Source organism: Pseudomonas kribbensis (assembly GCF_003352185.1).
Taxonomy (GTDB): domain Bacteria; phylum Pseudomonadota; class Gammaproteobacteria; order Pseudomonadales; family Pseudomonadaceae; genus Aquipseudomonas; species Aquipseudomonas kribbensis.
Window position 1 is genome coordinate 860,085 of record NZ_CP029608.1, and the last position, 24,739, is coordinate 884,823.

The 24,739-nt window shown below is 60.7% G+C and carries 23 protein-coding genes; 18 read left to right on the plus strand and 5 right to left on the minus strand.

Annotated elements, in window-relative coordinates:
- The first annotated feature begins 53 nt into the window (after nucleotides 1–53).
- Together rfbB and rfbA are read left to right on the plus strand one after the other, a co-directional pair.
- Entirely contained in the window at nucleotides 54–1,136 is a 1,083-nt protein-coding gene (gene rfbB, locus DLD99_RS03875) for a dTDP-glucose 4,6-dehydratase (RefSeq protein WP_114881334.1), read from the plus strand.
- A gap of 42 nt (nucleotides 1,137–1,178) precedes the next feature.
- A complete protein-coding gene (rfbA, locus tag DLD99_RS03880; protein ID WP_114881335.1) occupies nucleotides 1,179–2,102 on the plus strand; it encodes a glucose-1-phosphate thymidylyltransferase RfbA in 924 nt (307 codons plus the stop codon).
- 42 nt (nucleotides 2,103–2,144) lie between these two features.
- Here the strand turns inward: rfbA and DLD99_RS03885 are convergent, their stop codons facing one another.
- Nucleotides 2,145–3,290 (minus strand): LLM class flavin-dependent oxidoreductase, encoded by a 1,146-nt coding sequence (locus DLD99_RS03885; RefSeq protein ID WP_114881336.1) that lies wholly within the window; start codon nucleotides 3,288–3,290, stop codon nucleotides 2,145–2,147.
- A gap of 68 nt (nucleotides 3,291–3,358) precedes the next feature.
- On the opposite strand from DLD99_RS03885, the gene DLD99_RS03890 reads away from it, so the two are divergent.
- The 7 genes from DLD99_RS03890 (at nucleotide 3,359) to DLD99_RS03920 (ending at nucleotide 12,607) form a co-directional block, all read left to right on the plus strand.
- Nucleotides 3,359–4,321, plus strand: a complete 963-nt coding sequence (locus DLD99_RS03890) for an NAD(P)-dependent oxidoreductase (protein ID WP_279634354.1) — start codon at nucleotides 3,359–3,361, stop codon at nucleotides 4,319–4,321.
- Nucleotides 4,322–4,548: 227 nt separating this feature from the next.
- The gene (locus DLD99_RS03895) at nucleotides 4,549–5,706 is read left to right on the plus strand and encodes an acyl-CoA dehydrogenase family protein (protein WP_114881338.1); all 1,158 of its coding nucleotides are present in this window, start codon (nucleotides 4,549–4,551) and stop codon (nucleotides 5,704–5,706) included.
- Nucleotides 5,707–5,843: 137 nt separating this feature from the next.
- The gene (locus tag DLD99_RS03900) at nucleotides 5,844–6,944 is read left to right on the plus strand and encodes an efflux RND transporter periplasmic adaptor subunit (RefSeq protein ID WP_085713201.1); all 1,101 of its coding nucleotides are present in this window, start codon (nucleotides 5,844–5,846) and stop codon (nucleotides 6,942–6,944) included.
- Nucleotides 6,941–10,018, plus strand: a complete 3,078-nt coding sequence (locus DLD99_RS03905) for a MexW/MexI family multidrug efflux RND transporter permease subunit (protein WP_114881339.1) — start codon at nucleotides 6,941–6,943, stop codon at nucleotides 10,016–10,018. Before DLD99_RS03900 ends, DLD99_RS03905 begins: the two co-directional genes overlap by 4 nt.
- 9 nt (nucleotides 10,019–10,027) lie before the next feature.
- A complete protein-coding gene (locus tag DLD99_RS03910; RefSeq protein WP_114881340.1) occupies nucleotides 10,028–11,479 on the plus strand; it encodes an efflux transporter outer membrane subunit in 1,452 nt (483 codons plus the stop codon).
- A gap of 129 nt (nucleotides 11,480–11,608) precedes the next feature.
- On the plus strand, nucleotides 11,609–11,974 hold the full coding sequence (locus tag DLD99_RS03915) for an ArsR/SmtB family transcription factor (protein WP_085713204.1): 366 nt from the start codon (nucleotides 11,609–11,611) through the stop codon (nucleotides 11,972–11,974).
- Nucleotides 11,975–12,049: 75 nt separating this feature from the next.
- On the plus strand, nucleotides 12,050–12,607 hold the full coding sequence (locus DLD99_RS03920) for a chorismate--pyruvate lyase family protein (protein ID WP_114881341.1): 558 nt from the start codon (nucleotides 12,050–12,052) through the stop codon (nucleotides 12,605–12,607).
- A gap of 51 nt (nucleotides 12,608–12,658) precedes the next feature.
- On the opposite strand, the gene DLD99_RS03925 is transcribed toward DLD99_RS03920, so the two are convergent.
- The 3 genes from DLD99_RS03925 to DLD99_RS03935 all read right to left on the minus strand — a co-directional run bounded on the left by DLD99_RS03925 (nucleotide 12,659) and on the right by DLD99_RS03935 (nucleotide 14,557).
- The gene (locus DLD99_RS03925; RefSeq protein ID WP_085713206.1) at nucleotides 12,659–12,934 is read right to left on the minus strand and encodes a helix-turn-helix domain-containing protein; all 276 of its coding nucleotides are present in this window, start codon (nucleotides 12,932–12,934) and stop codon (nucleotides 12,659–12,661) included.
- Nucleotides 12,935–12,993: 59 nt separating this feature from the next.
- Nucleotides 12,994–13,503 carry a flavin reductase gene (locus tag DLD99_RS03930; protein WP_007953834.1) on the minus strand — a complete coding sequence of 170 codons (510 nt, stop codon included), beginning with the start codon at nucleotides 13,501–13,503 and terminating at the stop codon, nucleotides 12,994–12,996.
- Nucleotides 13,504–13,669: 166 nt separating this feature from the next.
- Nucleotides 13,670–14,557 carry a LysR substrate-binding domain-containing protein gene (locus DLD99_RS03935; protein WP_114881342.1) on the minus strand — a complete coding sequence of 296 codons (888 nt, stop codon included), beginning with the start codon at nucleotides 14,555–14,557 and terminating at the stop codon, nucleotides 13,670–13,672.
- An 82-nt stretch (nucleotides 14,558–14,639) separates the two neighbouring features.
- Between DLD99_RS03935 and DLD99_RS03940 the strand changes: the two genes are divergently transcribed.
- Entirely contained in the window at nucleotides 14,640–15,404 is a 765-nt protein-coding gene (locus tag DLD99_RS03940) for a sulfite exporter TauE/SafE family protein (RefSeq protein ID WP_114881343.1), read from the plus strand.
- On the opposite strand, the gene DLD99_RS03945 is transcribed toward DLD99_RS03940, so the two are convergent.
- Nucleotides 15,394–15,708 carry a putative quinol monooxygenase gene (locus tag DLD99_RS03945; protein ID WP_114881344.1) on the minus strand — a complete coding sequence of 105 codons (315 nt, stop codon included), beginning with the start codon at nucleotides 15,706–15,708 and terminating at the stop codon, nucleotides 15,394–15,396. The two genes, DLD99_RS03940 and DLD99_RS03945, sit on opposite strands and share 11 nt — an antisense overlap.
- A gap of 201 nt (nucleotides 15,709–15,909) precedes the next feature.
- On the opposite strand from DLD99_RS03945, the gene mdaB reads away from it, so the two are divergent.
- The 8 genes from mdaB to DLD99_RS03985 all read left to right on the plus strand — a co-directional run bounded on the left by mdaB (nucleotide 15,910) and on the right by DLD99_RS03985 (nucleotide 24,639).
- Complete coding sequence (gene mdaB / locus DLD99_RS03950) at nucleotides 15,910–16,500, plus strand: NADPH:quinone oxidoreductase MdaB (protein WP_114881345.1); 591 nt, start codon at nucleotides 15,910–15,912, stop codon at nucleotides 16,498–16,500.
- Nucleotides 16,501–16,560: 60 nt separating this feature from the next.
- Nucleotides 16,561–17,472 carry a LysR family transcriptional regulator gene (locus tag DLD99_RS03955; RefSeq protein WP_007953823.1) on the plus strand — a complete coding sequence of 304 codons (912 nt, stop codon included), beginning with the start codon at nucleotides 16,561–16,563 and terminating at the stop codon, nucleotides 17,470–17,472.
- A gap of 103 nt (nucleotides 17,473–17,575) precedes the next feature.
- Nucleotides 17,576–18,469 carry an NAD-dependent epimerase/dehydratase family protein gene (locus DLD99_RS03960; RefSeq protein WP_114881346.1) on the plus strand — a complete coding sequence of 298 codons (894 nt, stop codon included), beginning with the start codon at nucleotides 17,576–17,578 and terminating at the stop codon, nucleotides 18,467–18,469.
- A 419-nt stretch (nucleotides 18,470–18,888) separates the two neighbouring features.
- Nucleotides 18,889–20,610, plus strand: coding sequence for a carbamoyltransferase family protein (locus tag DLD99_RS03965; protein WP_114881347.1), 1,722 nt, complete (start codon nucleotides 18,889–18,891; stop codon nucleotides 20,608–20,610).
- Between the two features lie 64 nt (nucleotides 20,611–20,674).
- On the plus strand, nucleotides 20,675–21,850 hold the full coding sequence (locus DLD99_RS03970; protein WP_114881348.1) for an MFS transporter: 1,176 nt from the start codon (nucleotides 20,675–20,677) through the stop codon (nucleotides 21,848–21,850).
- A 1-nt stretch (nucleotide 21,851) separates the two neighbouring features.
- The gene (locus tag DLD99_RS03975; RefSeq protein WP_244220800.1) at nucleotides 21,852–22,523 is read left to right on the plus strand and encodes an HAD family hydrolase; all 672 of its coding nucleotides are present in this window, start codon (nucleotides 21,852–21,854) and stop codon (nucleotides 22,521–22,523) included.
- Nucleotides 22,520–23,158 carry a YdcF family protein gene (locus DLD99_RS03980; RefSeq protein ID WP_114881350.1) on the plus strand — a complete coding sequence of 213 codons (639 nt, stop codon included), beginning with the start codon at nucleotides 22,520–22,522 and terminating at the stop codon, nucleotides 23,156–23,158. Before DLD99_RS03975 ends, DLD99_RS03980 begins: the two co-directional genes overlap by 4 nt.
- Nucleotides 23,159–23,181: 23 nt before the next feature.
- Nucleotides 23,182–24,639, plus strand: a complete 1,458-nt coding sequence (locus DLD99_RS03985) for an N-acyl-D-amino-acid deacylase family protein (RefSeq protein WP_114881351.1) — start codon at nucleotides 23,182–23,184, stop codon at nucleotides 24,637–24,639.
- Nucleotides 24,640–24,739: the final 100 nt, after the last annotated feature.

The window sequence follows — 24,739 nt, forward strand, 5'->3', positions numbered from 1 at the left end:
CAGCACATAGCATCGAAGGACGTTAAATCATCATTTTGCCAGGGGAGGCGCTGATGAAAATTTTAGTGACAGGGGGCGCGGGCTTCATTGGCTCGGCCGTGGTGCGGTTTCTGATCGAAGAGACCGAATGTGAAGTGATCAACGTCGACAAACTGACCTACGCCGGCAATCTCGAGTCGTTGGCCGATGTGTCCAACTCGCCGCGTTATCGGTTCTGTCAGGTGGACATCTGCGACAAGCCGGCGCTGGATGAGCTGTTCGCGCGCCTGCAACCGGATGCGGTGATGCACCTGGCCGCCGAGTCCCATGTGGACCGCTCGATCGATGGCCCGCAGGCCTTCATCGAAACCAACATCGTCGGCACTTACACGATGCTCGAAGCCGCGCGTGGTTACTGGAACCGACTGGACGCGACGCGTCAGGCGGCGTTCCGTTTCCATCACATTTCCACCGACGAGGTGTATGGCGACCTGGAACCCGAAGATCCGGCGTTCACCGAACGCACGCCGTATGCGCCAAGCTCGCCGTATTCGGCGACCAAGGCCGGTTCCGATCATCTGGTCCGCGCCTGGCATCGCACCTATGGTTTGCCGGTGGTGATGAGCAATTGCTCGAACAATTACGGGCCTTATCACTTCCCGGAAAAACTGATTCCTCACGTCATCCTCAATGCGCTGCAAGGCAAGCCGCTGCCGGTGTACGGCGATGGCGCGCAGATCCGTGACTGGCTGTTCGTCGAGGATCACGCCCGAGCGCTGTATGCGGTGGTGACCCGCGGCGAAGTAGGGCAGACCTACAACATCGGCGGCCACAACGAGAAGACCAACCTCGAAGTTGTGCAAACCCTGTGCGATCTGCTCGAAGCGCGTGGTGCGGAAAAACCGGCAGGCATCGCGCACTTCCGTGACCTGATCACCTTTGTCAAGGATCGTCCGGGCCACGACAAACGCTACGCCGTCGATGCCGGGAAAATCCACGCGACGCTCGGCTGGACGCCGCAGGAAACCTTCGAAAGCGGCATGAAGAAAACCGTCGACTGGTACCTCGACAACCGCGCCTGGTGGGTGCGGGTGATGTCCGGTGCCTACGCACTGGAGCGTCTCGGCGAGCAACGCAACGAAGCCCTCGTGGCCTGAACACTCAGTCATTCAAATCTCACTGCTTGAAAGGAAAAAAGCATGGCCAAGTACAAAGGAATTCTGCTGGCGGGCGGCGCCGGTTCGCGTCTGCACCCGATCACCCTGGGCGTCTCGAAACAGTCGCTGCCGGTGTATGACAAACCGATGATCTACTACCCGCTGTCGGTGCTGATGCTGGCGGAAATCCGCGAGATCCTGATCATCTCCACCCCGGAAGATCTGCCGGGTTTCCAGCGCATGCTTGGCGACGGCAGTCAGTTGGGCCTGAGCCTCAGTTACGCGGAGCAACCAAGCCCGGACGGCCTCGCCCAGGCGTTCATCATCGGTCGTGAGTTCGTCGGTGAAGACAACGTCTGTCTGGTGCTCGGCGACAACATTTTCTACGGCGCCGGTTTCGGTGAAACCCTGCTGCAAGCCGCGTCTCGTGACGAGGGCGCCACAGTGTTCGGTTACTACGTGGCCGACCCCGAGCGCTTTGGCGTGGTGGAATTCGATGCTGACGGCAAGGCCCTGAGCATCTGCGAAAAACCGAGCGATCCGAGATCCAACTACGCCGTCACCGGCCTGTATTTCTACGACAACGAAGTGCTGCAGATTGCCGCCGACATCAAGCCGTCGCCGCGCGGTGAACTGGAGATTACCGACGTCAACAACGTCTACCTGCAACGCGGCAAGTTGAACGTATCGGTGATGGGCCGTGGCATGGCCTGGCTCGACACCGGCACCCACGATGCGTTGATGGAAGCCGGCAACTTCGTGCAGGCCATCGAGAAACGCCAGGGCCTGAAAATCGCCTGCCTCGAAGAGATCGCCTACAACAAGGGCTGGATCGACGACGCACAATTGCTGGTGCACGCGGGCAGCATGAGCAAGACCGGTTACGGTCAGTATCTGGCGCGGCTGATCAACGATGATGTGGTGGTTTCGATGGATGCGCAGCGTCCGTTGAAAGGCGCTGCCTGACCGTTGTGAGATCAATGTGGGAGCACGGATGCTCCCACAGTTTCAGTGGCCGGTCACACTGTCATGTTGCGGGGTTTTGACACCCGGGCGTGGTTCGGCTGGCGAGGGTTGCAGGGATTGCAAACGGGCCAGGCGATTGGCGTGAGTCGGCGCTTCGGCCGCCAGTGGCGAGCGGCGTTTGCGGGTTTCCTCACGCAGCACCGGCAACACTTCCTTGCCGAACATGTCGAGTTGCTCCAGCACGGTCTTCAGCGGAATACCGCCGTGGTCGAACAGGAACAACTGACGCTGGTAGTCGCCGAAGTGCTCGCGGAAGGTCAGGGTTTTGTCGATGATTTCCTGAGGGCTGCCGACCGCCAGCGGGGTCATTTCCATGAACTCTTCCAGGGAAGGACCGTGGCCGTACACCGGGGCGTTGTCGAAGTAAGGGCGGAACTCCCGACGTGCATCCTGGGAGTTGCGACGCATGAAGATGTGCCCGCCGAGGCCGACGATCGCCTGCTCCGGTGTGCCATGGCCGTAATGGGCAAAACGCGTGCGGTAGAACTCCACCAGCGCCATGAAATGTTCCCGGGGCCAGAGGATGTGGCTGGCGAAAAATCCGTCGCCGTAATACGCCGCCTGCTCGGCGATTTCCGGGGTGCGGATCGAGCCGTGCCAGACGAAGGGCGGCAGGTCGTCCAGCGGTCGCGGGATCGACGTGAAGTGGTTCAGCGGTGTGCGAAAGCGTCCGCTCCAGTTGATGTCTTCCTCGCGCCAGAGTCGGTGCAGCAGGCGATAGTTTTCCATCGCCAATGGCAGGGCGTCGGCGATGCTTTTGCCAAACCAGGGATAAACCGGCGCGGTGTTGCCACGGCCGAGCATAAGGTCCATGCGACCGCCGCAGAGGTTTTGCAGCAGCGAATATTCTTCGGCCAGGCGCACCGGATCGTTGGTGCTGATCAGGGTGGTGGATGTCGAAAGTATGATGCGTCGGGTTTTCGCTGCGATGTAGGCCAGCAGCGTGGTGGGAGAGGAGGTGATGAACGGGGGATTGTGGTGCTCGCCGGTGGCGAACACGTCCAGTCCGATGTCTTCGGCCTTCTGCGCAATTTGCAGGGTGGCCTGGATGCGCTCGGATTCACTGGGGGTACGGGCGTTGGTAGGGTCCTGTGTGACGTCGCCAACGGTGTAGATCCCGAATTGCATAAAGCCTCCTTGCCTTGGGTAAAGGTACGTTTGAAACCCTTGCCGCGAAGAATGAATCAACGTGGCACTTGAAATGTACGCCTGTACACGTACAATCGCAATCGTGGGTCATTTCACAAACGGATTTGAAGACCTCATCGAGAGAGGAGCGCGACATGGAACTGGGATTTATCGGTCTGGGCACAATGGGTGCGCCGATGGTGCTGAACCTGCTGAAGGCCGGGCATCGGGTGCGCGTGTGGAATCGCTCGTCGGCACCGCTTGAAGCACTGATCACCGCCGGTGCTGAAGCTGTCGATACACCCGCGCTGGCAGCGCAGGCCGAGGTGCTGATTTCGATGCTCGGCGATGACACGGCGATCCGCTCGGTGTTTCTCGATTCCGGGGCGCTGGAAGGACTTCAGGCCGGTAGTGTTCACATCAACATGTCCACTGTTTCCGTGGCACTGGCCCGGGAGCTGTCGGCACTGCATGAATCCCGTGGCGTCGATTACGTCTCGGCTCCGGTGCTGGGGCGAGTCGATGTGGCGGCCGCCGGCAATCTGAATATCCTCGCCTCCGGGCCTGCCGAAGCACTGGCCCGGGTGCAGCCGCTGTTCGATGTGCTGGGACGCAAGACCTGGCACTTCGGTGAAGCCGCCGACGTGGCGTGCGCCGCCAAACTGTCGGCCAACCTGATGGTCGCTTCGGCGATCGAATCACTGGCCGAAGCCTCGACCCTGGCCGGTGGCTACGGCATCAGCCGCGCGGCATTCATCGACATGATCACCTCGACGCTGTTCCCCGTTCCGGTCTATCAGGGTTACGGCAAGCAGATGGCCGATGACACATTCGAGCCGGCCGGCTTCAAATTGTCGTTGGGATTGAAGGACGTCCGTCTGGTGCTGGAGGCCGGTGAGGCTGCCCAGGTACCGCTGCCGTTTGCCAGCGTGTTGAAGGACAACTTGCTGGACGGCATGGCCCATGGTCAGGCCGATCAGGACTGGGCATCGCTGTCGCGGGTCAGTGACCGGCGTGCCGGCGTAAAGTAATCAAACAGATTTAAACGCCGTAACTTGCTTAGGTTCGGATGGCATCTTGCGCCGTTAATTATTGTCGGACAGTTATTTGGCTTTCACTGAAAAGTTAAAGAAGTCTGATAATAGTGCTTGTCAAATGTACGACTGTAGACGTACATTTTTATCGGGGTTTAACAACAATAAAAGTTCGTCTGTTTTTTCGTCTGCTGATCGTAAATAAATAATAGCTAGGAGCCGTTATGAAAAATCTAATGCAATGGAACAGCCTTCCCTCCGAATCCAATGAATGGCTCGAGAAGGTGCGTGCACTAAACCCGCTGATTGTTCAGCACCGCGATTACAGCGAGCAGACCAATGCGACGCACAAGGATGTGATGTCCCGCTTCTTCAAGGACGGTTTTGGCCGTACGTCGGTGTCCCGAGCGTTCGGCGGTTCCCAGGTCGATATCCAGACCACCTCCGCGCTGGTGCTGGAATTTGCCCGGTACGACGCTTCGCTGTCCTGGCAACTGGCGGTTCAAGTGGCGATGGGGCGCCTCTCGGACTACCTGCCGGAAGCCACTTCCGAAGCGATCTACAACCACTGCGACGGTTTCGTGATCGGCGCCATCCACTCCGGCGGCGAAGCGCTGCCAATGGGTGATGACTATCTGTTGAGCGGCAAATGGGCGTTCGCCAGTGGCTCGGCCCACGCCGACTGGCTGGTCTGCACCGCCACCGTCAAAGGCACCGAAAACAACACCACCCCTGAAGTGCGGATGTTCTTCGTCCCCGCCAGCCAGTGCACCGTCCTGCCGACCTGGGACACCCTGGGCATGCGTGGCACCGGCAGCCATCACTTCCAGTGCTCCAACGTCATCGTCCACAAGTCGTACTCGCTGGACGTCGAAACCCTGAAAAAATCTCCTGAAGCGCGCAGCTCCCGGGCCTACGCCACCGGCTACTACGAGTTCGGCACCCTGGCGGCGATGTCCACCGTGCTGGGCGTGGCCCGAGCCGCCGTGGATCATTTCCGCAATGACCGCGCAGTCAACACCGACCCGGGCCTGGAAGGGGTGATCTTCGAGAAGACCGGTCGCGCCATCTCCTCAGTGCACACCGCGCAGTTGTTGCTGGAAGATGCGATTCACCAGGTGATCAGCCGTGGTGAAACCATCGGCGAACCGGTCAGCGCCCGTGTCGGTCTGGCAGCCTCGGTGCTGACTGAAAACTCGGTCAATGCGGTCAACCAGCTCTACTCGATGGCCGGCTCCAAAGCGGTGTACAAGTCGCACTTCCTGGAGCGTTGCTTCCGCGATATTCATACCGGTTCGAAGCACTTCACCCTGTCGCCTTTGAACTTGCACGGTATCGGCAAGTATTACCTGGATAAAACCAATGTACTGGCCGCGGCGTAATAGCCGATAAATAAAAAAACGGGTGCGTTATCAGTGAATGTTCACAGGGATTAATAACGCGCCCGTTTCAAGTTGCACCTTTATTTTCTTAAATCTCAAACTTTTGTGCTCGCAGCAAAGAGTCAAGGGAGTGCCACATGCTTGCTCGAAATATTATCAAGTCGCTGATCTTTATTGTTCTGGTGGTGGTACTTTCCGCCGCGCTGGGCTGGCGTTTCTGGTCGCCGCCACCGGCCGCGGCCGAACAACGGATCCCCAGCACCCGGGTCGGTCTGGCCGTGGTCAAGAAACAACCGTACACCTACTACCTCGAAGCCATCGGCAAACTCGAGGCGCAGCGTCAGGTGCTGGTCTCGGCCGAAGTCAGCGGCAAAGTGGTGGACATCGATTTCGAGTCCGGCGATGAAGTGAAGGCGGGGCAGGTGCTGCTCAAGCTCAACGATGCGCCGGAGCAAGGCGAACTGGTGCGCCTGAAAGGCGAGTACGAATCGGCCAAGGCGCAGTTCGCCCGGGTCCAGGAACTGGCCAAGACCGGTGCCGAAAGCCGTCGCGCCTTCGACAGTGCCCGCGCTCAATACGACGCGGCCAAAGGCGACATGGAACGCATGCAGGCGCAGATCGCCCAGCGGCACATTCGTGCGCCGTTCGCCGGCACCCTCGGCATTCGCCAGGCGCACCTTGGCCAATACCTGCAAGCCGGCAGCGCGGTGGCGACCCTGACGGATCCGGGCCTGTTACGCGTCAACTTCACCCTCGCCGAGCGCGATGGCTCGCAAGTGCAACTGGGCCAGACCGTGCAGGCCAAGGTCGATGCCTGGGGTGACGTGACCTTCGCCGGCAAGATCGTCGCGGTCGATCCGCAGATCAACCAGTCCCACACCATCAACGTGCAAGCGGTCATCACCGACACGCAAAAACGCCTGCGTCCCGGCATGTATGCACGGGTCTCGGTGACCCTGCCACAGACCGCCGAGCTGCTGATCCCTGAAACCGCGATCACCTACAACGCCTACGGCGAGAGCGTGTTCTCGGTCTACACCGACGAGACCGGCGTGCAGAAGGTCAAGCGTGAAAGCATCAAGGTCGGCGAGCGTCGAAACGGTTGGGCGGTGGTCGACAAGGGCCTGATCGAAGGCGTGCAGGTGGTGACCTCCGGTCAGCTCAAACTCCACGACGGCGTGGCAGTGGAAGGCGTGCCGGACACGATTGCTCTTAAACTCAGTGGGCTGGAAAAATGAATTTCACCGACCTCTTTCTTCGCCGCCCGGTGCTGGCCGTGGTGGTCAGCACGCTGATCCTGCTGTTCGGGGTGCGTGCGCTGATGAACCTGCCGATCCGCCAGTACCCGATGCTGGAAACGTCGACCATCACGGTCACCACCCAGTATCCCGGCGCCTCTTCGGAGCTGATGCAGGGCTTCGTCACCCAACCGATCAGCCAGGCCGTGGCCTCGGTCGAGGGCATCGACTATCTGTCGTCGGCCTCGACCCAGGGTCGCAGCCAGGTGACGATCCGCATGGCGCTGAACAGTGATTCCATCGCGGCGCTGACCGAGGTCATGGCCAAGGTCAACCAGATCAAATACCGCTTGCCGAAGGACGCTTACGACCCGGTGGTTGAACGTACTTCCGGCGGTTTCACCAGCGTGGCCTACGTCGCGTTCGCCAGTTCCAACCTGACCATTCCGGAGATGTCGGACTACATCTCCCGCGTCGTTGAGCCGATGTTCGCCGGCATCGAAGGCGTGGCCAAGATCAACATCATGGGCGAGCAGAAACTGTCCATGCGCCTGTGGCTCGATCCGCAGCGTCTGGCCGGTTACGGCATGACCGGGCAGGACGTGTCGGCGGCCATCGAAGGCAACAACTTCCAGGCGGCACCGGGCCAGGTCAAAGGCCTGTACGTGGTCAGCAACCTGCGGGTCAACACTGATCTGAACAGCGTCGAAGACTTCCGCGACATGGTGCTGCGCAACGACAACGGCCACATCATCCGTGTGCGTGACGTCGGCACCGTCGAGCTGAACGCAGCCTCCACCGACACCAGCGGCGCGATGAGCGACGTACCGGCGCTGTTCCTCGGTCTGGACGCCGCGCCGACCGGCAACCCGCTGGTGATCGTCAAGCGCGTGCGTGAATTGCTGCCGCAGCTCCAGGAAACCCTGCCACCGGGCGTGACCGTGCAGATCCCGTTCGAAGTGGCGCACTTCATTCAGTCGTCGATCGACGAGGTGAGCTACACCCTGCTCGAAGCGCTGGTGATCGTGGTGCTGGTGATTTACCTGTGCCTGGGTACGTTCCGCACCGTGCTGATTCCGCTGGTGACCATTCCGCTGTCGATGCTCGGCGCGGCGATGCTGATGCAGATGTTCGGTTTCAGCCTCAACCTGCTGACCTTGCTTGCCATGGTGCTGGCCATCGGGCTGGTGGTGGACGACGCCATCGTCGTGGTGGAAAACGTCCACCGTCACATCGAAGAGGGCAAGAGCCCGTTCGAAGCAGCGCTGATCGGTGCCCGTGAAGTGGCCGGGCCGGTGGTGGCGATGACCTTCACCCTGGCGGCGGTGTACGCGCCAATCGGTCTGATGGGCGGCCTCACCGGCACGCTGTTCAAGGAGTTCGCACTGACCCTGGCCGGTGCTGTGGTGATTTCCGGCATCGTCGCCCTGACTCTGTCGCCGATCATGAGTACCCGTCTGCTGGACGCGAAAACCAGCGAAGGCTTCATGGCGGTCAAGGCGGATCGTTTCTTCCAGTACCTGTCCCGTCGTTATGGCGCGCTGTTGGGCGGCTCGCTGGCACGGCGCTGGATCAGCCTGAGCGTGGCGCTGGTGATTTTCTTCAGCCTGCCGTTCCTCTATCGCTCGGCGCAGACCGAACTGGCGCCGCTGGAAGACCAGAACATCCTGCTGACCGCGATCAAGGCACCGCAACACGCCAACTTGAACTACCTCGAAGCCTACGCTCACGAGCTGTACAAGACCTTCAACGAAATCCCCGAGGGCTACAGCAACTGGGTGGCGAACGGTTCCGACGGTCTGTCCAACAGCGTCGGCGGGATCAACCTGGTGGATTGGGAAAAGCGCGGTCGCGATGCCAACACCATCCAGCCTGACTTGCAGGCGCGGGTGAACCAGATCGAAGGCACGAGCATTTTCGTGTTCCAGATGCCGCCGCTGCCGGGCTCTACCGGTGGTCTGCCGGTGCAGATGGTAATCCGCAGCGATCAGGATTATCTGGCGCTGTACAACGTGATGGATCAGCTCAAGCAAGCCGCGCAGGCCAGTGGTCTGTTCGCGGTGGTCGACAGCGATCTGGACTTCAACAACCCGGTTGTGGAAATCCAGGTTGACCGGGCCAAGGCCAACGCCCTGGGCATCCGCATGCAGGACATCGGCGAGACGCTCAACAGCCTGATTGGCGAGAAGTACGTCAACCGGTTCTCGTTCCATGGCCGTTCCTATGACGTGATCCCGCAGTCGGTGTCGGCGGACCGCCTGACCCCGGAAACCCTGAAGCTGTATTACGTGAAGGATCAGAAGGGCAACCCGGTGCCGCTGTCGACACTGGCCACCCTCAGCGTCAAGGTCGAGCCGAATCGCCTGACCCAGTTCAACCAGCAGAACTCCGCCACGTTCCAGGCCATTCCGGCACCGGGCGTGACCCTGGGTGATGCGGTGGGCTTCCTGCAAAAACAATCGGAAGGTTTCCCGGCCGGCTTCAGTTTCGACTGGCAGTCCGACGCCCGCCAATACGTGCAGGAAGGCAACAGCCTGGCGTTCACTTTCGGCCTGGCTCTGGTGATCATCTACCTGGTGCTGAGCGTGCAATACGAGAGCTTCCGCGACCCGTTCATCATTCTGATCAGCGTGCCGCTGTCGATCTGCGGGGCCCTGGTGCCGCTGGCGCTGGGCATGACTTCGATGAACATCTACACCCAGATCGGCCTGATCACGCTGATCGGTCTGATCAGTAAACACGGGATCCTGATGGTCGCGTTCGCCAACGAGTTGCAGCGCCAGCAAGGCATGGACCGCGTGCAAGCGATCCAGCACGCCGCGCAGGTGCGTCTGCGACCGATCCTGATGACCACTGCGGCGATGGTGGTCGGCCTCGCGCCGCTGTTGTTCGCCAGCGGTGCCGGCGCCAACAGCCGCTTCGGCCTGGGCCTGGTGATTGTGGTGGGGATGCTGATCGGCACCTTGTTCACCCTGTTCATTCTGCCGTCGGTGTACACGCTGCTCAGTTCGATCAAGCAACCGAGCCACGCACCCGAAGCCGAACCGGCCGGTGTGCCGCAACCCATCCTGTGAGGACGTGACATGTATTCGATTACACGTTTGATGCTGGCGCCCCTGGCGGCGGCCATCCTGTTGGCGGCGGGTTGTGTGAACTACGCCGGGATCGATCATCAGGGCAAACTGCTGGCGGTCGGCGATGCGCCGTCCGACAGCCTGAAAGACAAGTTGCCGCCGGCCCAATGGCCGCGTGCGGATTGGTGGACATCGCTGGGCGATCCACGTCTCGGCGCGTTGATCGAAGAGGCGTATGCCAGCAACCCGGACTTGCAGGAAGTCGCTGCCCGGGTCGCCAAGGCCAACGCATTTCTCGATCTGCGCGATGCCGAGCGCTACCCGGAAATGGACGCGTCGGCGGGTGTCACTCGCGGCCGGCTGTCGCGCTTCGAGGACTACAGCGGCGAAGGTGAGAAGTACTTCACCGCACGCAATCTGGCAGTGAACTTCAGCTACACCTTCGACCTCTGGGGCGGCCAGCGTGCCGCCTGGGAATCGGCACTCAACAGTGCACGAGCGGCGGAAGTCGACCTGCAATCGTCGCGGCTGATTCTGGCGGTCAACGTGGCCAAGGCCTACAACCAGCTGGCGTACGCATGGCAGGTGTCGGAGCTGAATCAGCGCGATCTGGAACGCTTGAGCAAACTGGTGGAACTGACGGATTCGCGCTACGGCTCGGGGCTCGACAACCTGTCGCAACTCAAGCAGGTGCAGAGCCTCAAGGCACGTTCGGAATCGACCCTGATCGGCGCCAACGAAGACATCGAAATCGCCCGGCTGCAATTGTCGGCGCTGATCGGCAAGGGCGTCGATCGTGCACACACGCTTGAGCGGCCATCGACTCTGCAGGCCAGTGTGGTGGCATTGCCGGCGCAGTTGCCGGCCCAGTTGCTCGGTCGTCGTCCGGACATCGTCGCTGCGCGTTGGCGGGTGGAGGCCGAGACCAAAAACGTCGAGGCGGTGAAGACCACGTTCTACCCGAACATCAATCTGGCGGCGGCGGCGGGTTCACATGCCTTGACCGGTGATGCGATGTTCGCCGGGGTCAGCAAATTCTGGAATGTGGCACCGACGGTGTCGCTGCCGATCTTCGATGCCGGACGCCTGCGCTCGGATCTGAAGGCCGGCAACGCCGAACTCGACAGCTCCATCGCGCAGTACAACCGGGTGTTGAATTCGGCCCTGCACGAGGTGGCGATTTCGGTGACGCAGTTGCGTTCTTTCGAGCAGCAAATTGTTGTGCAGCGCGATGCCTGTTCGATTGCGCAGTCGTCTTACGATCTGTCGCAGTCGCGCTACAAGGCCGGGGAGGACACGTTCCTCGACGCGCTGAATATCGAGCAACAATTGATTCAGGACGAAATGCGCCTGGCCTTCCTCAACAGCAAGCACATCGACAGTTCGGTTTCGTTGATGGCAGCGCTGGGCGGCGGGTTCCAGGCACCCGCGCTGGAGACGGCACAGAGCAGTGCTCTGTAGTGTTTTCCGGGACGCCGCCTTCGGGGCGGCTGTCGCGGGAAAAAAACATCTTGTGTATAGTCTTACTGTTCTCGTATAGACGAATACAAGACGGATTTTTCCCGCCTATATCATCAAGGGTACCTACCTATGAACGTCCCGAATCATCCCAATCAGGATCAGATCCTTCTGGAAAATGTGCTGAACGCATTGGGAAGCCCGCTACGCCTGACCGTGTTGAAAGTGTTGTCCGATGGCCAGGAACATCCATGCGGCCGGATCCTCAAGGGCGCATCGAAGTCGACCATGACCCACCACTGGCGGGTCCTGCGCGACAGCGGTCTGATTTGGCAACGCCCCTACGGTCGGGAAAACCTGCTGTCCTTGCGTCGTGAAGACATGGACGTGCGTTTCCCTGGCCTGCTCGATTCGCTGTTGTCGGCGGTCAAGACCGATGAACAGACCATCAGCGTCATCAGCAAACACGAAGTGACCGAAGAAAACGGAACCGAGTGACAGACACCGCCGGTGAAGGGTTGGCCTTCCACGGCAACCAATCAATTCACCATCACCAGGAAGGTGTGTGCGGGTATGGATACAAGTCATTACTGGTCGTCGCGACCCCTGTCGGATTTGACCGGCTCCGAGCATCACTGGCTGTTTTTGCCCGGGGCCTTGACCCCGCGTCTGAAAGCCATGGGCGACTATTCAATCGAAGTGGTCGAGCAGTCCCATGGCCCGCTCAATCCAGAAGAAGCGCAAGCGCTGAACGTGCCGCCGATGACCATCGGCTGGGTGCGCGAGGTGGTCATGAAACTGGATGGCGAGGCCTGCGTCACCGCGCGCAGCCTGACCAGCATGCCGGCGCTGAACGGCGACTGGGCGGATCTGAACGGCTACGGTCGTCGACCGCTGGCCGAGATTCTCTACACGTCGGAGCAGACGCTACGCGAGCCCTTCCAGTGCGCCTTGCTGCCCCCCGGCGCACCGTTGGCGGCGCTGTCCCAGCGCTACGCGCCGCAGGCCAGACGTCTGCTGGCCCGGCGTTCGCGCTTCACCCGCAATGGCTCGGCGCTGCTGGTCAGCGAGTGCTTCCTGCCGGCGTTCTGGGCCCGGGTCGAGTACGCTCAGGCGCGCAAATCGGCCTGACAAAAAAAACCTGCGGGAGCGAACCCCCGCAGGTTTTTTTTCGCCGGTTTTTCAGAGCCGGATCACCGCTTCGATCTGCTTGATTGCCGGCGTCAGGGCCTGCGCCAGTTCCTCGGCTTTCGAGGTCGGGCGCATGGTTCGGGATGAACGCAGAAACAGCGGATCATCGAACCGCTTGCGCAGCCGTGCCAGCGATCCGCTGATGGCGGGTTGTTTGACGTGCAGGCGCTCGGCCGTGCGTGACACGCTGCGTTCGCGGAACAGCACCAGAAAAATGATGATCAGGTTCAGGTCGATATCCGCGAAGTTGTCTTCATTGAATAGCATGGTTACATCCCTGTCATGACCCGCCGGCTGGCGTCAGCCGAGGCCGGCGGGTGTCTGGATCACTGCTCGGGTGCCAGGCGCAGTTCGTCGTTCAGACGGTAGTAACTGCGGTTGAAATAGACCAGGCCTTCCGTGGCCTCGCTGTGTTGCTGCAGTTCGAGGATTTCACAGTAGAAGATGCTGTGGGTGCCGACCTCGTCGACCTTGCTGACCCGGCAATCGAGACTGACCAGCGCTTCTTCGATCACTGGCGAACCGGTCTTCAATGTCTGGCAGTTCACGCTGGAAAAACGCTCCTGCATGCTCAACTGCCGATTGGCGAATGCCCCGGAGGTCGACTGGTGATCGCCGGTCAGGACGTTCACGCACAGCACGCCATTGGTCTTGAAATGCTCGTGATTGGACGACGAGCGATTGACGCACACCAGCAGCGTAGGCGGTGAATCCGTCACGCTGCACACCGCCGACGCGGTAAAGCCGAAACGCCCCGCAGGGCCATCGGTCGTGACGATGGTGACGGCACTCCCCAGCATCGCCATTGCATTACGAAACTCCGTTGAATCAACCATCGCGTCACCTCATTCCATGTAGGTTTAATGGAGCCGATCCGTTCTTCCTTGTCCGTTGTCGTTGTGCGAAAACGGGTATCGGGCAACACGTTCGCTCTGGCGATATAGTACGTATGTATACGTACCTTGCAAGCTATTCCTTGTGCTTATTTTGCGGATGAAAAGATCAATCCTCGGGGAGTGCCAAAGCTCGCAACAAGGCTGTGGCATAGGGTGGCAACGTGGAGAAGTCCCGGGCACACAGCAACAGTTTGCGCGTGGCCCACGTTTCACTCATAGGCACAGTCTTGAGGGTTCGCGGCGCGGCACGCTGGACCGCCGCCAGCGGCACTATGCCCAGACCAGCACCTCGGGCCACCATGCGCATCACACCGTCGAAGCCATCAGCGCGGATGCGGATCTGCATTCGTGAGCCGCTGTGCAGCGCTTGTTCTTCCAGATACACCGCCAATGCGCTGTCGGCATGCAGACCGACGAAGTCATGGCGCAGGGCGTCGCTGAAGCTGATTTCAGTCGCGTCAGACAGCGGATGTTCCAGCGGCAGAATCAGCACCAGTGGATCATCGCGAAAGGCTCGGGTCTGCAAGTCGGTGGTGTCGATCGCGTCGGACACAATGCCCAGATCCGCCGCCCCCTGGCGCAAGGCATGGGTGATGCGGGAGCTGGGCAACTCCTGCAGATCGATGTCGAGATTGGGATGCCCACGCAGGAAATCCGCCAGCACTTCCGGCAGGTATTCGCTGAGTGCCGTGGTGTTGCACAGCAGACGCACCTGACCTTTGACGCCCCGGGCGTATTCGGCCAGATCCTGTTTCAGACGTTCGGCCTGTTGCAGCAACACCCGCGCATGTTGCGCCAAAGCTTTGCCGGCCGGTGTCGGCGTAACGCCACGGCGCCCGCGTTCAAGAAACTCGGTGCCCAGTGAAGCTTCCATCGCCCGGATCCGCGCACTGGCCGCCGCCAGCGAAAGATGACTGCGTGCAGCGCCGGCGGTGATGTTGCCGCTGTCGATAATGTGCAGGTACAGGCGCAGGTCGGTGAGGTCGAAGTGCATGGCGGGTGACTCTTGCTGAAAGAGAGGCTGCCTCAGTGTATGACAGATTTTCAGTTCATCCGCGCAAGCGCACAGTATCGCCATGAACGCACTCGCAGATTTTTATCAAAACCTCGGTCTGGCCCTGTCTTTGCTGGTGCTGATGACTTTCGTCCTCGCCGGTCTGGTGAAAGGCGTGATCGGCCTCGGTCTGCCCACCGTCGCCATGGGCCTGCTAGGTCTGGCTATGGTGCCGTCGCAGGCTGCGGCGTTGCTGATCATTCCGGCAACCTTGACCAACCTCTGGCAACTGGCGTTCGGCGGGCATTTGCGCGGGCTGGTAAAACGCTTGTGGCCGATGCTGCTGGCGATCTTTTTCGGCACGGCCATCGGCACGTTGTGGATCGGCATGGCGGGCGGGCATTGGGTGGTGCGCGGGCTCGGCGCGGCGTTGTTGCTTTATGCGTTGAGCGGATTGTTTCTGCCGACGCTGAGTGTCAGTCGCCGCCATGAACCATGGCTGGGGCCGCTGTGTGGGGTGATCACCGGCGTCATCACTTCGACCACTGGCGTGTTCGTGATTCCCGCCGTCCCGTACATGCAGGCCTTGGGTTTGAGCCGCGATGAACTGGTGCAGGCGCTGGGCCTGTCCTTCACCGTGTCGACCCTGGCGCTGGCCGGTGGATTGCTCTGGCGCGGCTCACTGGGCGGCGCGGAACTGAGTGCTTCGCTGCTGGCGCTGATCCCGGCGATGCTCGGCATGCTGCTCGGGCAATGGCTGCGCCAGCGCATCAGCGCCGTGCTGTTCAAGCGGGTGTTCTTCATCGGTCTGGGCGCGCTCGGCGCCCATCTGTTGATCAGCGGCTAGCGGACGAATCGCTGAGCATTTCAATCGGGCGGATGTCGAAATCCCGCTCCAGATACTCCATGCGCTGGGCCAGGAATTGCTGCATGTGCGGCAGGTTCGAGTGCACGTCCAGATGCGCCTGGCTTTCCCAGATCTCGTAGAAGATGAACAGGGTCGGGTCTTCCTTGTCCCGCAGCATGTGGTACTCGATGCAGCCGGGTTCGGCGCGGCTCGGCTCGACGTAGGCGCGGAAAAACGCTTCGAAGGCCTCGGCTTTTTCCGGGCGGGTCTTGGCGTGCAGGATGAAGCCCTGGCGTTCGCTCATCGCAAAAAACTCCTCAGATTCAGATGGCGGCCAATCCTACGGCAACAATCGGCAATCGATTCGTGCGTTTTACTCAAATGAATTTTGCGCAACCGATGCTTATTCCGCGCGAGGCGCATCGTTAATCTGCCGCCATCCAATTTCTCCCCTTGTCCATCCGGCGCTCTGCGCTGTGCATCGGCATCCGATCGAGGCTGTCCCATGAAAAAAGTGCTGTTGCTCAACGGCGGTAAAAAATTCGCCCACTCCGACGGTCGCTACAACACCACCCTGCACGAAGCGGCGCTGAGCGTGCTGGATCGCGGCGGTGTCGACGTCAAGACCACCTTCATTGACGAGGGTTACGACATTGCCGAAGAAGTCGCCAAATTCCTCTGGGCCGACGTGATCATTTATCAGATGCCGGGCTGGTGGATGGGCGCGCCGTGGACCGTGAAAAAGTACATCGACGAAGTCTTCACCGAAGGCCACGGCAGTCTGTACGCCAGCGACGGTCGCACCCGTTCCGACTCGTCGCAGAAGTACGGCAGCGGCGGCCTGATCCAGGGCAAGCAATACATGCTGTCGCTGACCTGGAACGCGCCGCAACAGGCGTTCGATGATCCGACCGACTTCTTCGAAGCCAAAGGCGTGGACGCCGTGTACTTCCCGTTCCACAAGGCCAACGAGTTCCTCGGCATGACCGGCCTGCCGACGTTCCTCTGTGTGGACGTGATGAAACGCCCGAACATCGAGGCGGATGTGTCGCGTTACGAGCAGCATCTGACCGAGGTGTTTGGCCTCAAGGCCTGACGCTCGGCTACTATCGAAGGCCTGAGCCTGTGCAGCAGGCCTTTCGATTCGAGGACCCCCGTGAAAGCCAGATCCGATGAGTTGCAGATTTTCGTCTGCGTGATCGAATGCGGTTCGATTTCCGCCGCCGCCGAGCAGGTCGGACAGACGCCGTCGGCGGTCAGCCGCACGCTGTCGCGGCTGGAAGCCAAGCTCGACACCACGCTGATCAACCGCACCACACGGCGCATGGACCTGACCGAAGAAGGCAAGTATTTCTTCGAACAGGCCAAGCTGATCCTCGACCAGATGGATCAACTTGAAGAACGCCTGTCTTCACGTCAACAGACGCCATCGGGGCGACTGCGCATCAACGCCGCCTCGCCGTTCATGCTCCACGCCATCGTGCCGTACATCGACGAATTTCGGCGGCTGTACCCGGACATCCAGCTCGAACTCAACAGCAATGACCTGATCATTGACCTGCTGGAACAAAGCACCGACGTCGCCATCCGCATCGGCACCCTAGCCGATTCAACGTTGCATGCCCGGTCGCTCGGCTGCAGTCCGCTGCTGATCGTCGCCAGTCCTGCGTATCTGGAAAAACACGGTGCGCCGCTCCAGGTCGCCGATCTGAGCGAACACACCTTGCTCGGCTTCACCCAGAACGAAGGCCTCAACCAATGGCCGCTGCGCTATGTGCACGGTGACCGCTGGCCGATCACCCCGGCGATCAGCGCCTCCAGCGGCGAAACGGTTCGCCATCTGGCGCTGGAAGGCCAGGGCATTGCTTGCCTCTCGCATTTCATGACCATCGACGACATTCGCGCCGGGCGCCTCAAGGTGCTGCTGGCGGAATTCAACAGCGGTTATCGCCAGCCGATCAACGCGGTGTACTACCGCAACTCGCAGCTGGCGCTGCGCATCCAGTGCTTCCTGGATTTCATCCAGAGCAAACTGGCGGCTTACGCCAGCGCCGATTTCAAAGGCTGATTCGTGACCCCTGCGCAACAGTGATTTGGTTGTGGGCGGGTTTTTCCACCGGGCCCGGCGGTCGATACTCGCTCCATCACTTATTCACGCAGGGAGTTTCTCCATGAACGTATTCGTCACCGGCGCTGCCGGTTTTATCGGCGGCTCCATCGCCACCGGTCTGGTCCAGGCCGGCCACACCGTCACCGGTCTGGTGCGCAGCACCGAACAGGCCAATGAGCTGAAAGCACTGGGCATCACCCCGGTGATCGGCACCCTCGACGACAAGGCACTGCTGGCCGAACAGGCCCGCGCCGCCGACGCCGTGATCAACGCCGCCAGCAGCGACCATCGCGGCGCCGTCGAAGCCTTGCTCGATGCCCTGCGCGGCTCGAACAAAGTGTTCCTGCACACCAGCGGTTCGAGCATCGTCGGCGATGCCTCGGGCGGCAAATCCAGCGACGTCATCTACTTCGAAGACAACCTGCCGGAGCCGACCGTCGACAAGGCTGCACGAGTGGCCATCGACAATCTGATCCTCGCCGCAGCGAAGGACGGCGTGAACTCGGCCGTCATCTGCAACACTCTGATCTACGGCCACAGCCTGGGCGTTAACCGTGACAGCGTGCAACTGCCGCGCCTGCTGAAACAGGCGCGCAAAAACGGCGTGGTGCGTCACGTCGGCACCGGTCAGAACATCTGGTCCAACGTGCACATCGAAGACGTGGTGTCGCTGTACCTGCTGGCCCTGACCAAAAACGTACCGGGCACCTTCTACTTCGTCGAAAGCGGCGAAGCGTCGTTCATCGACATGACCACCGCCATGGCCGCAGCCCTGAATCTGGGCGAGCCGCAAGACTGGCCGCTGAAAGACGCCGAAGCCGAGTGGGGCTACGAAATGGCCAACTACGGCCTGGGCTCCAACAGCCGGGTACGCGGCAAACACGCCCGCGAATTGCTGGGCTGGGCGCCGAAGCGTACTTCGGTGGTTGAATGGATTCGTAACGAAATGGTGTGAGTCCACACACCGCACTTGAACCTGTGGGAGCCAACCGGCTCCCACAGGTTTTTTTATGCCCCGGAAAAGAAGGACAGGGCATCGAGGCTCATCGAAACGTTCAGACATTTCCTACTAGTCTGATCCCCGCACAGACATGGCCAAGGCAGCTGGCCGGTTTGTAGGATAGCGGGCACCCACTGGTTGTCTGGCCATGAGGCCAGGTCGGTGGGTAACGCCCGTGGAATTTTTCTGCAAAAAGGAATTTGCGATGGCAATACGCACCTCTGCTGCCTGCTCGTAAAGGCATATCCCGGGCGAACCAGACGATTTCGCCTCCTCACGGTTCATGACACGGCGCCAAGCGCCCTGGCCGGAGCATTGCGCTCTTCGGTCACGGGCAAACTCATCCGCGAAATTGGCAAGAACAAGGAGTAGTTATGGTCATTTTGGGCATTACCAATAACGATTTGTCGGGCGCTTGCCTGGTACGCGATGGTCAGATTCTCTCGGCAGTCAGCGAAGAGCGTTTCACCCGCATCAAGGACCACAAGATCTGGCCCGCCAAATCCATCGAGTTTGTGTTGAGCCAGGCTGGCGTGTCGCTGGAAGATGTCGACTACGTGGCTTACGGATGGAATGCCGGTTTCAACGCCGATAAACACCTGGAGCTGTATTTCGACCGGATCGTCGAAGAGGTCCGGAACAACCCCGAAGGCCTGACGCAGTTCCGCCAGCGTGTCACCGATGAAGTCCGCAACGACAAAGAGAAGCGCGCCGAATTCGACCAGTACATCGCTGCCAATGGCTTGCTCGGCAAGGCTTACTACATCGATCACCACGAGTGCCATGCCCTTGGTGCCTATGTCTGCTCGCCGTTCGATGAAGCCTTGACCCTGACCTGTGACGGACGCGGCGACTTCCAGTCCCTGACTGTGACCTGGTACAGCCCGACCGAAACCACGGTGCTGCAGCGCGAAACCAGCATCGACAGCCTGGGTTACTTCTACGGCCGGATCACCCACTTGCTGGGCTACAAACCCAACCGGCATGAAGGCAAGGTCACGGGCTTGGCCGCGTTCGGCGACCCGCAGAAGTTGCTGGGGGTGATGCAGCAGATGATCCGTTTCGAAGACGGGCGCATCAAGGCGAGTTGCGGCGACCTGTTCGTGCCGTCCTACAACAACTACAGCGAATCACTGGAAACCCTGTTCTCCCGGGAAACCCCCGAGGACATCGCCGCCGCCGTGCAGCGCCACTCCGAAGACTTGCTGGTGGCGGTCGTCAAACATCATCTGGAACAACGCGGCAGCACCAACCTGTGCCTGGCCGGCGGTGTGTTTGGCAACGTGAAACTCAACCAGCGCCTGCGCGAGATTCCCGGGGTGAAAAACGTCTACGTGCTGCCGTGCATGGGCGATGGCGGGCTGGCGCTGGCGGCGGCCGTCGGGGCGGCGTACCTGGAGAATGGCACCCGCTTCAAGAACCCGGTAATGACCCTCGGCCCGGACTCGCGCAGCGTTTCGCAGAACATCAACCTGATCCATCGCGACTATCCCGAGCTCGGTTACCACACCCCGTCGAACATCATCGATGTGCTGACCGACGCACTGATGGAAAACCAGGTGCTGGGCATGTTCAAGGGCAAGATGGAGTTCGGCCCGCGTTCACTGTGCAACCGCAGCATCGTCTATCACGCGCAGGATGGCGAAGTGAACGACTGGCTGAACAAACGCATGCACCGCACCGAGTTCATGCCGTTCGGCCCGGTCACCGCCATCGAACAGGCCGCGGCCTGCTACGTCGGCTGGGATGAGGATCAAGTGGCGGCAGACACCATGACCATGACCTACGATTGTCATCCGCAGTTCAGCGAAGCCAGTCCGGCAGTCGTGCACATTGATGGTACGGCGCGGCCGCAGATCATTCGCCCTGAGCGTGATGCGTTCATGCATCGTCTGTTGAATGCCTGGCATGAGCGGACCGGTCAGGCGGCGTTGATCAACACCTCGTTCAATCGCCATGAAGAGCCGATCGTGTGTTCGCCTCAGGATGCGCTGGATGCGTTGAAAGAAGGGATGGTCGATCTGGTGGTGATGAGTGAGTCGCTGATTGTCTGGCGCAAAGGCAAAAACAGCTTCACCCAGCAACGCTTCGAATAACGCAAGGATGGTTACAGGGCTCCGCTGGAGCCCTGCTCAGGAGTATCGAGCGTATGGTTGATTCATGTATCTGATCTTTTTCGGGTTCTTTGCGGCAGAAGGGATCATCTATCCGTTCTGGCCGACCTGGCTGAATTCGCTGGGTTTCAGCGCCAGCCAGATTGGTCTGCTGATCGCGGCGGTCTATTGGCCCCAGGTGGTGACCGGAGTGTTGATCACCTACGTGGCCGACTGGCGCGTGGACCAACTGCGGCTCGCGGCTTTTCTCGGTTTCTCGGCAGCGTTGTGTACGTTGCTGTTCTATTTCATGCCGGTGCACCTGTGGGGATTCGTGTGCCTGAGCATTCTGTTTGGCGGGCTGTGGATGGTGGTGTTGCCGCTGTCCGAGTCCTATCTGCTCAAGCGTGACAAGCAAGCCCTGCAGAACTATGGCTGGGTTCGCGCGGTGGGCTCTTCGGCCTTTATCCTGACATCGACCCTCGGCGGCCTGTTGTTTGCGCAGTACAGCCAGTCGTGGGTGCCGGTGGTGATTGCCGCGTGCATGTTGCTCACCGCGCTGGCGTGCTTGTGGCTGAAGCGTCAGGTCACGCTGGCGCCTCTGCAACCACCCGAGCGTGCGACGAAGCGCCCCGACTGGAAGGCGCTGTTCGCCCAAAAGGGCCTGCTGATCGCGATTGCCGCCGCCAGTTTCATTCAACTGAGTCACACCCTGTACTTTTCCACGGCGTCGATCGGCTGGGGCGTGAAGGGCTACTCTTCAACCGCCATCGGGGTGTTCTGGTCAGTGGCCGTGATCGCGGAAATCACCTATTTCGCGTTCTCCAACAAAGTCCTGTCGTTCTGTTCGCCGTTGTCCATCGTGATGTTTTCCAGTGTCTGCGCAGCGGCGCGCTGGGCGCTGTTTTCCGACAGCGATGCGGTGCCGGTGATCCTGTTGGGGCAATGCCTGCACGCCTTGAGTTTCGCGGCGTACCACTCGGCGATCATGCGCTGCATTCGCGACCATGCCCCGCCAGACATCCAGGTGTTTACCCAGGGCGTCTATTACTCGCTGGCGGTTGCCTTGCCCATGGGTTTGGCCACACCCTTTGCCGGGTATCTGTACGAGACGCAGCCACAATGGTCCTGGTATGTCATGGCGCTGTTTGCCCTGATGGGGACCGTGCTGGCATTCATTGCTCACCAGAAAATGCGAAGTACAACCGATGACACAACGAACGTTTACAGCCGTCTGCTTTGATATGGATGGCGTGCTGATCCAGTCGCGCCAGGTCATCGAACTAGCCTGGACCACGGTGGCGCGCAAGTACGGTGTGACGGTCGATCAGGCCTTCATCGACGATCACATTCACGGCCGCCCGGGTGGTTACACCCTGCAGGCCCTGTTTGGTCAGTTTGACGAGCAGCAGCGCGTGACCATCAAGCAGGAAGTCGATGCCATCGAAGAGGTTTCGATCTGCGCGCTGGTGCCGGGTGTCGCTGCGTTCATCGCCGGATTGACCGGGCGCGTGCCGCTGGCGCTGGTGACCAGCAGCTGGCGAGCGCGCGTCGACCACGTCCTGCAGCAACACGACCTGACGTCGGTTTTCGACTGCATCATCTGCCGCGATGATGTGCGCAGTGGCAAACCGGCTCCTGATCCCTATCGTCTGGCCGCCGCGCGACTGGAGCGTCAGAGCGATGAATGCCTGGTCTTCGAAGACTCGGTCAGCGGTGTGCAGTCGGCGGTCAGTAGCGGCGCGCTATGCATCGGTATCGGCGACGATCCGACGCTGAGCGCTCACGGGGCACTGCGGACGTACGCAGATTTCACGGCGCTCCCGATCTCCCAGGGCGGGGTAGATACACACCTCTATGCTGACGGTGGATTGTTTATCAGCGGGCAGGTTGCCCAGAGGTTCGCACGCTCATGACGCCGACCTTGCGACACGCGACCGTCCTGTGGAATTTCCTCGGAGCAGGGCGCCAACACAACGATTGTGAGCTGATCGTGGTGTGCGGCTCCTACGACCTGCGGGTCTGTGATTACGCCTGTCAGTTGCTGAAAAAAGGCGTCGCCCCACATCTGTTGTTCACCGGCAACACCGGCAACTGGACGAAGCATTTGTGGGAGCGCACCGAAGCCGATATTTTTGCGCAACGGGCCATGATTCAAGGTGTTTCGCCGGATCAATTCACCCTCGAATCCCGTGCCACCAACTTCGCCGAGAACATCGCGTTTGCCAGGGAGTTGTTCCCGGACGTGCGCCGGGCGACTTTCCTGACCAAGCCGAATTCGATCCGGCGCGTGGCGTTGACCTTGCCCGTCCAATGGCCAGGGCTTGAGGCCTGGGTGGATGCGCCGTCGTTCGGTTTTCCGGGGGAGGTCAGCAATCTGATCGGGGTCCTGGGGCTGATCGACGAAATGGTCGGGGATATCCACCGGATCATGGTTTACCCTTCGCTGGGCTTTCAGGCCGAGCAGGTGATTCCCGAGGAAGTCGAGGCAGCCTGGTGCTACCTGATCGAACAGGGATTCGATCACCATTTGATCAAAGGCAGACACTGACGCCGCTGCCGCCGGAGACTGACATGCTGTACGACACACTGATTCGCAACGCCCTGGTCATCGACGGCAGCAACACTCCCGGTTACGCCGCTGACGTGGCAATCCTCGATGGTCGCATCGCGCGCATCGGCGATCTGGGCGATGCCCGTGCCACCGAAGAGATCGACGCCGCCGGCCGCGTGCTGGCGCCGGGCTTCATCGACGTACACACCCACGACGACACCGTGGTGATCCGCCAGCCGCAGATGCTGCCCAAGCTCAGCCAGGGCGTGACCACGGTGATCGTCGGCAACTGCGGGATCAGTGCAGCCCCGGTCAGTCTCAAGGGTGATCCACCGGATCCGATGAACCTGCTCGGCACGGCGGCGGCGTTCGTTTATCCGCGTTTCAGCGATTACCGCGCGGCGGTCGAAGCGGCCAACACCACGCTGAACGTCGCGGCACTGGTGGGGCACACGGCGCTGCGCAGCAATCACCTCGATGACCTGTTTCGCACGGCGACCGACGATGAAATCGCCGCGATGCGCGAGCAGTTGCGTGAAAGCCTGGAGGCGGGCGCCCTTGGTTTATCCACAGGTCTGGCGTATGCGAGCGCGTTCTCGGCGTCCACCGATGAAGTCATGCAGCTGACTGAAGAATTGAACGCGTTCGGCGCCGTGTACACCACCCATCTGCGCAGTGAATTCGAACCGGTACTGGAGGCCATGGACGAAGCCTTTCGCATCGGCCGCCACGCCCGTTCGCCGGTGATCGTTTCCCACCTCAAGTGTGCCGGCGTGGGCAACTGGGGACGCAGCCCGCAGTTGCTCGCGTCGCTGGAGGAAGCGGCGAAAACCCACCCGGTCGGCTGTGATTGCTACCCCTACGCGGCGAGTTCTTCGACGCTGGATCTGAAGCAGGTCACCGACGCCCACCGCATCACCATCACTTGGTCGACGCCGCACCCGGAAGTCAGCGGTCGCGACCTGACTGCCATCGCGGCCGAATGGACGATGCCACTGCTCGATGCCGCCAGACGCCTGCAACCGGCGGGTGCGGTGTATTACGGTATGGACGAGAAAGACGTGCGCCGGATCCTCGCCCATCCGCTGACGATGGTTGGCTCCGACGGCTTGCCGGAAGACCCGTTCCCCCATCCGCGCCTGTGGGGCGCTTTCCCACGGGTGCTCGGCCATTTCAGTCGCGACGTCGGCCTGTTTCCGCTGCACACCGCCGTGCACAAGATGACCGGTCTGTCGGCGGCGCGTTTCGGCTTGAAGGAGCGCGGCGAGATTCGCGAAGGACACTGGGCGGATCTGGTGTTGTTCGACCCGGCAACCGTGCATGACGTGGCGGACTTCAGCGACCCGCAACGGGCCGCGCAAGGTATCGATGGCGTGTGGATCAACGGCGTGCTGAGTTATCGCGAGGGGCAGGCCAACGGGCAAAGGGCAGGGCGGTTTCTGGCGCGTGAAGGTGATCTGCGTGACAACTTTCACTGAGTTTCGCGGATTGCGTCACAGTGATGGCACATTGCGATTAAAGAAAGCCATCACCGAGCCGAATTGCTGACATCTACCCCGGCTACACTGCGGGGCCAAT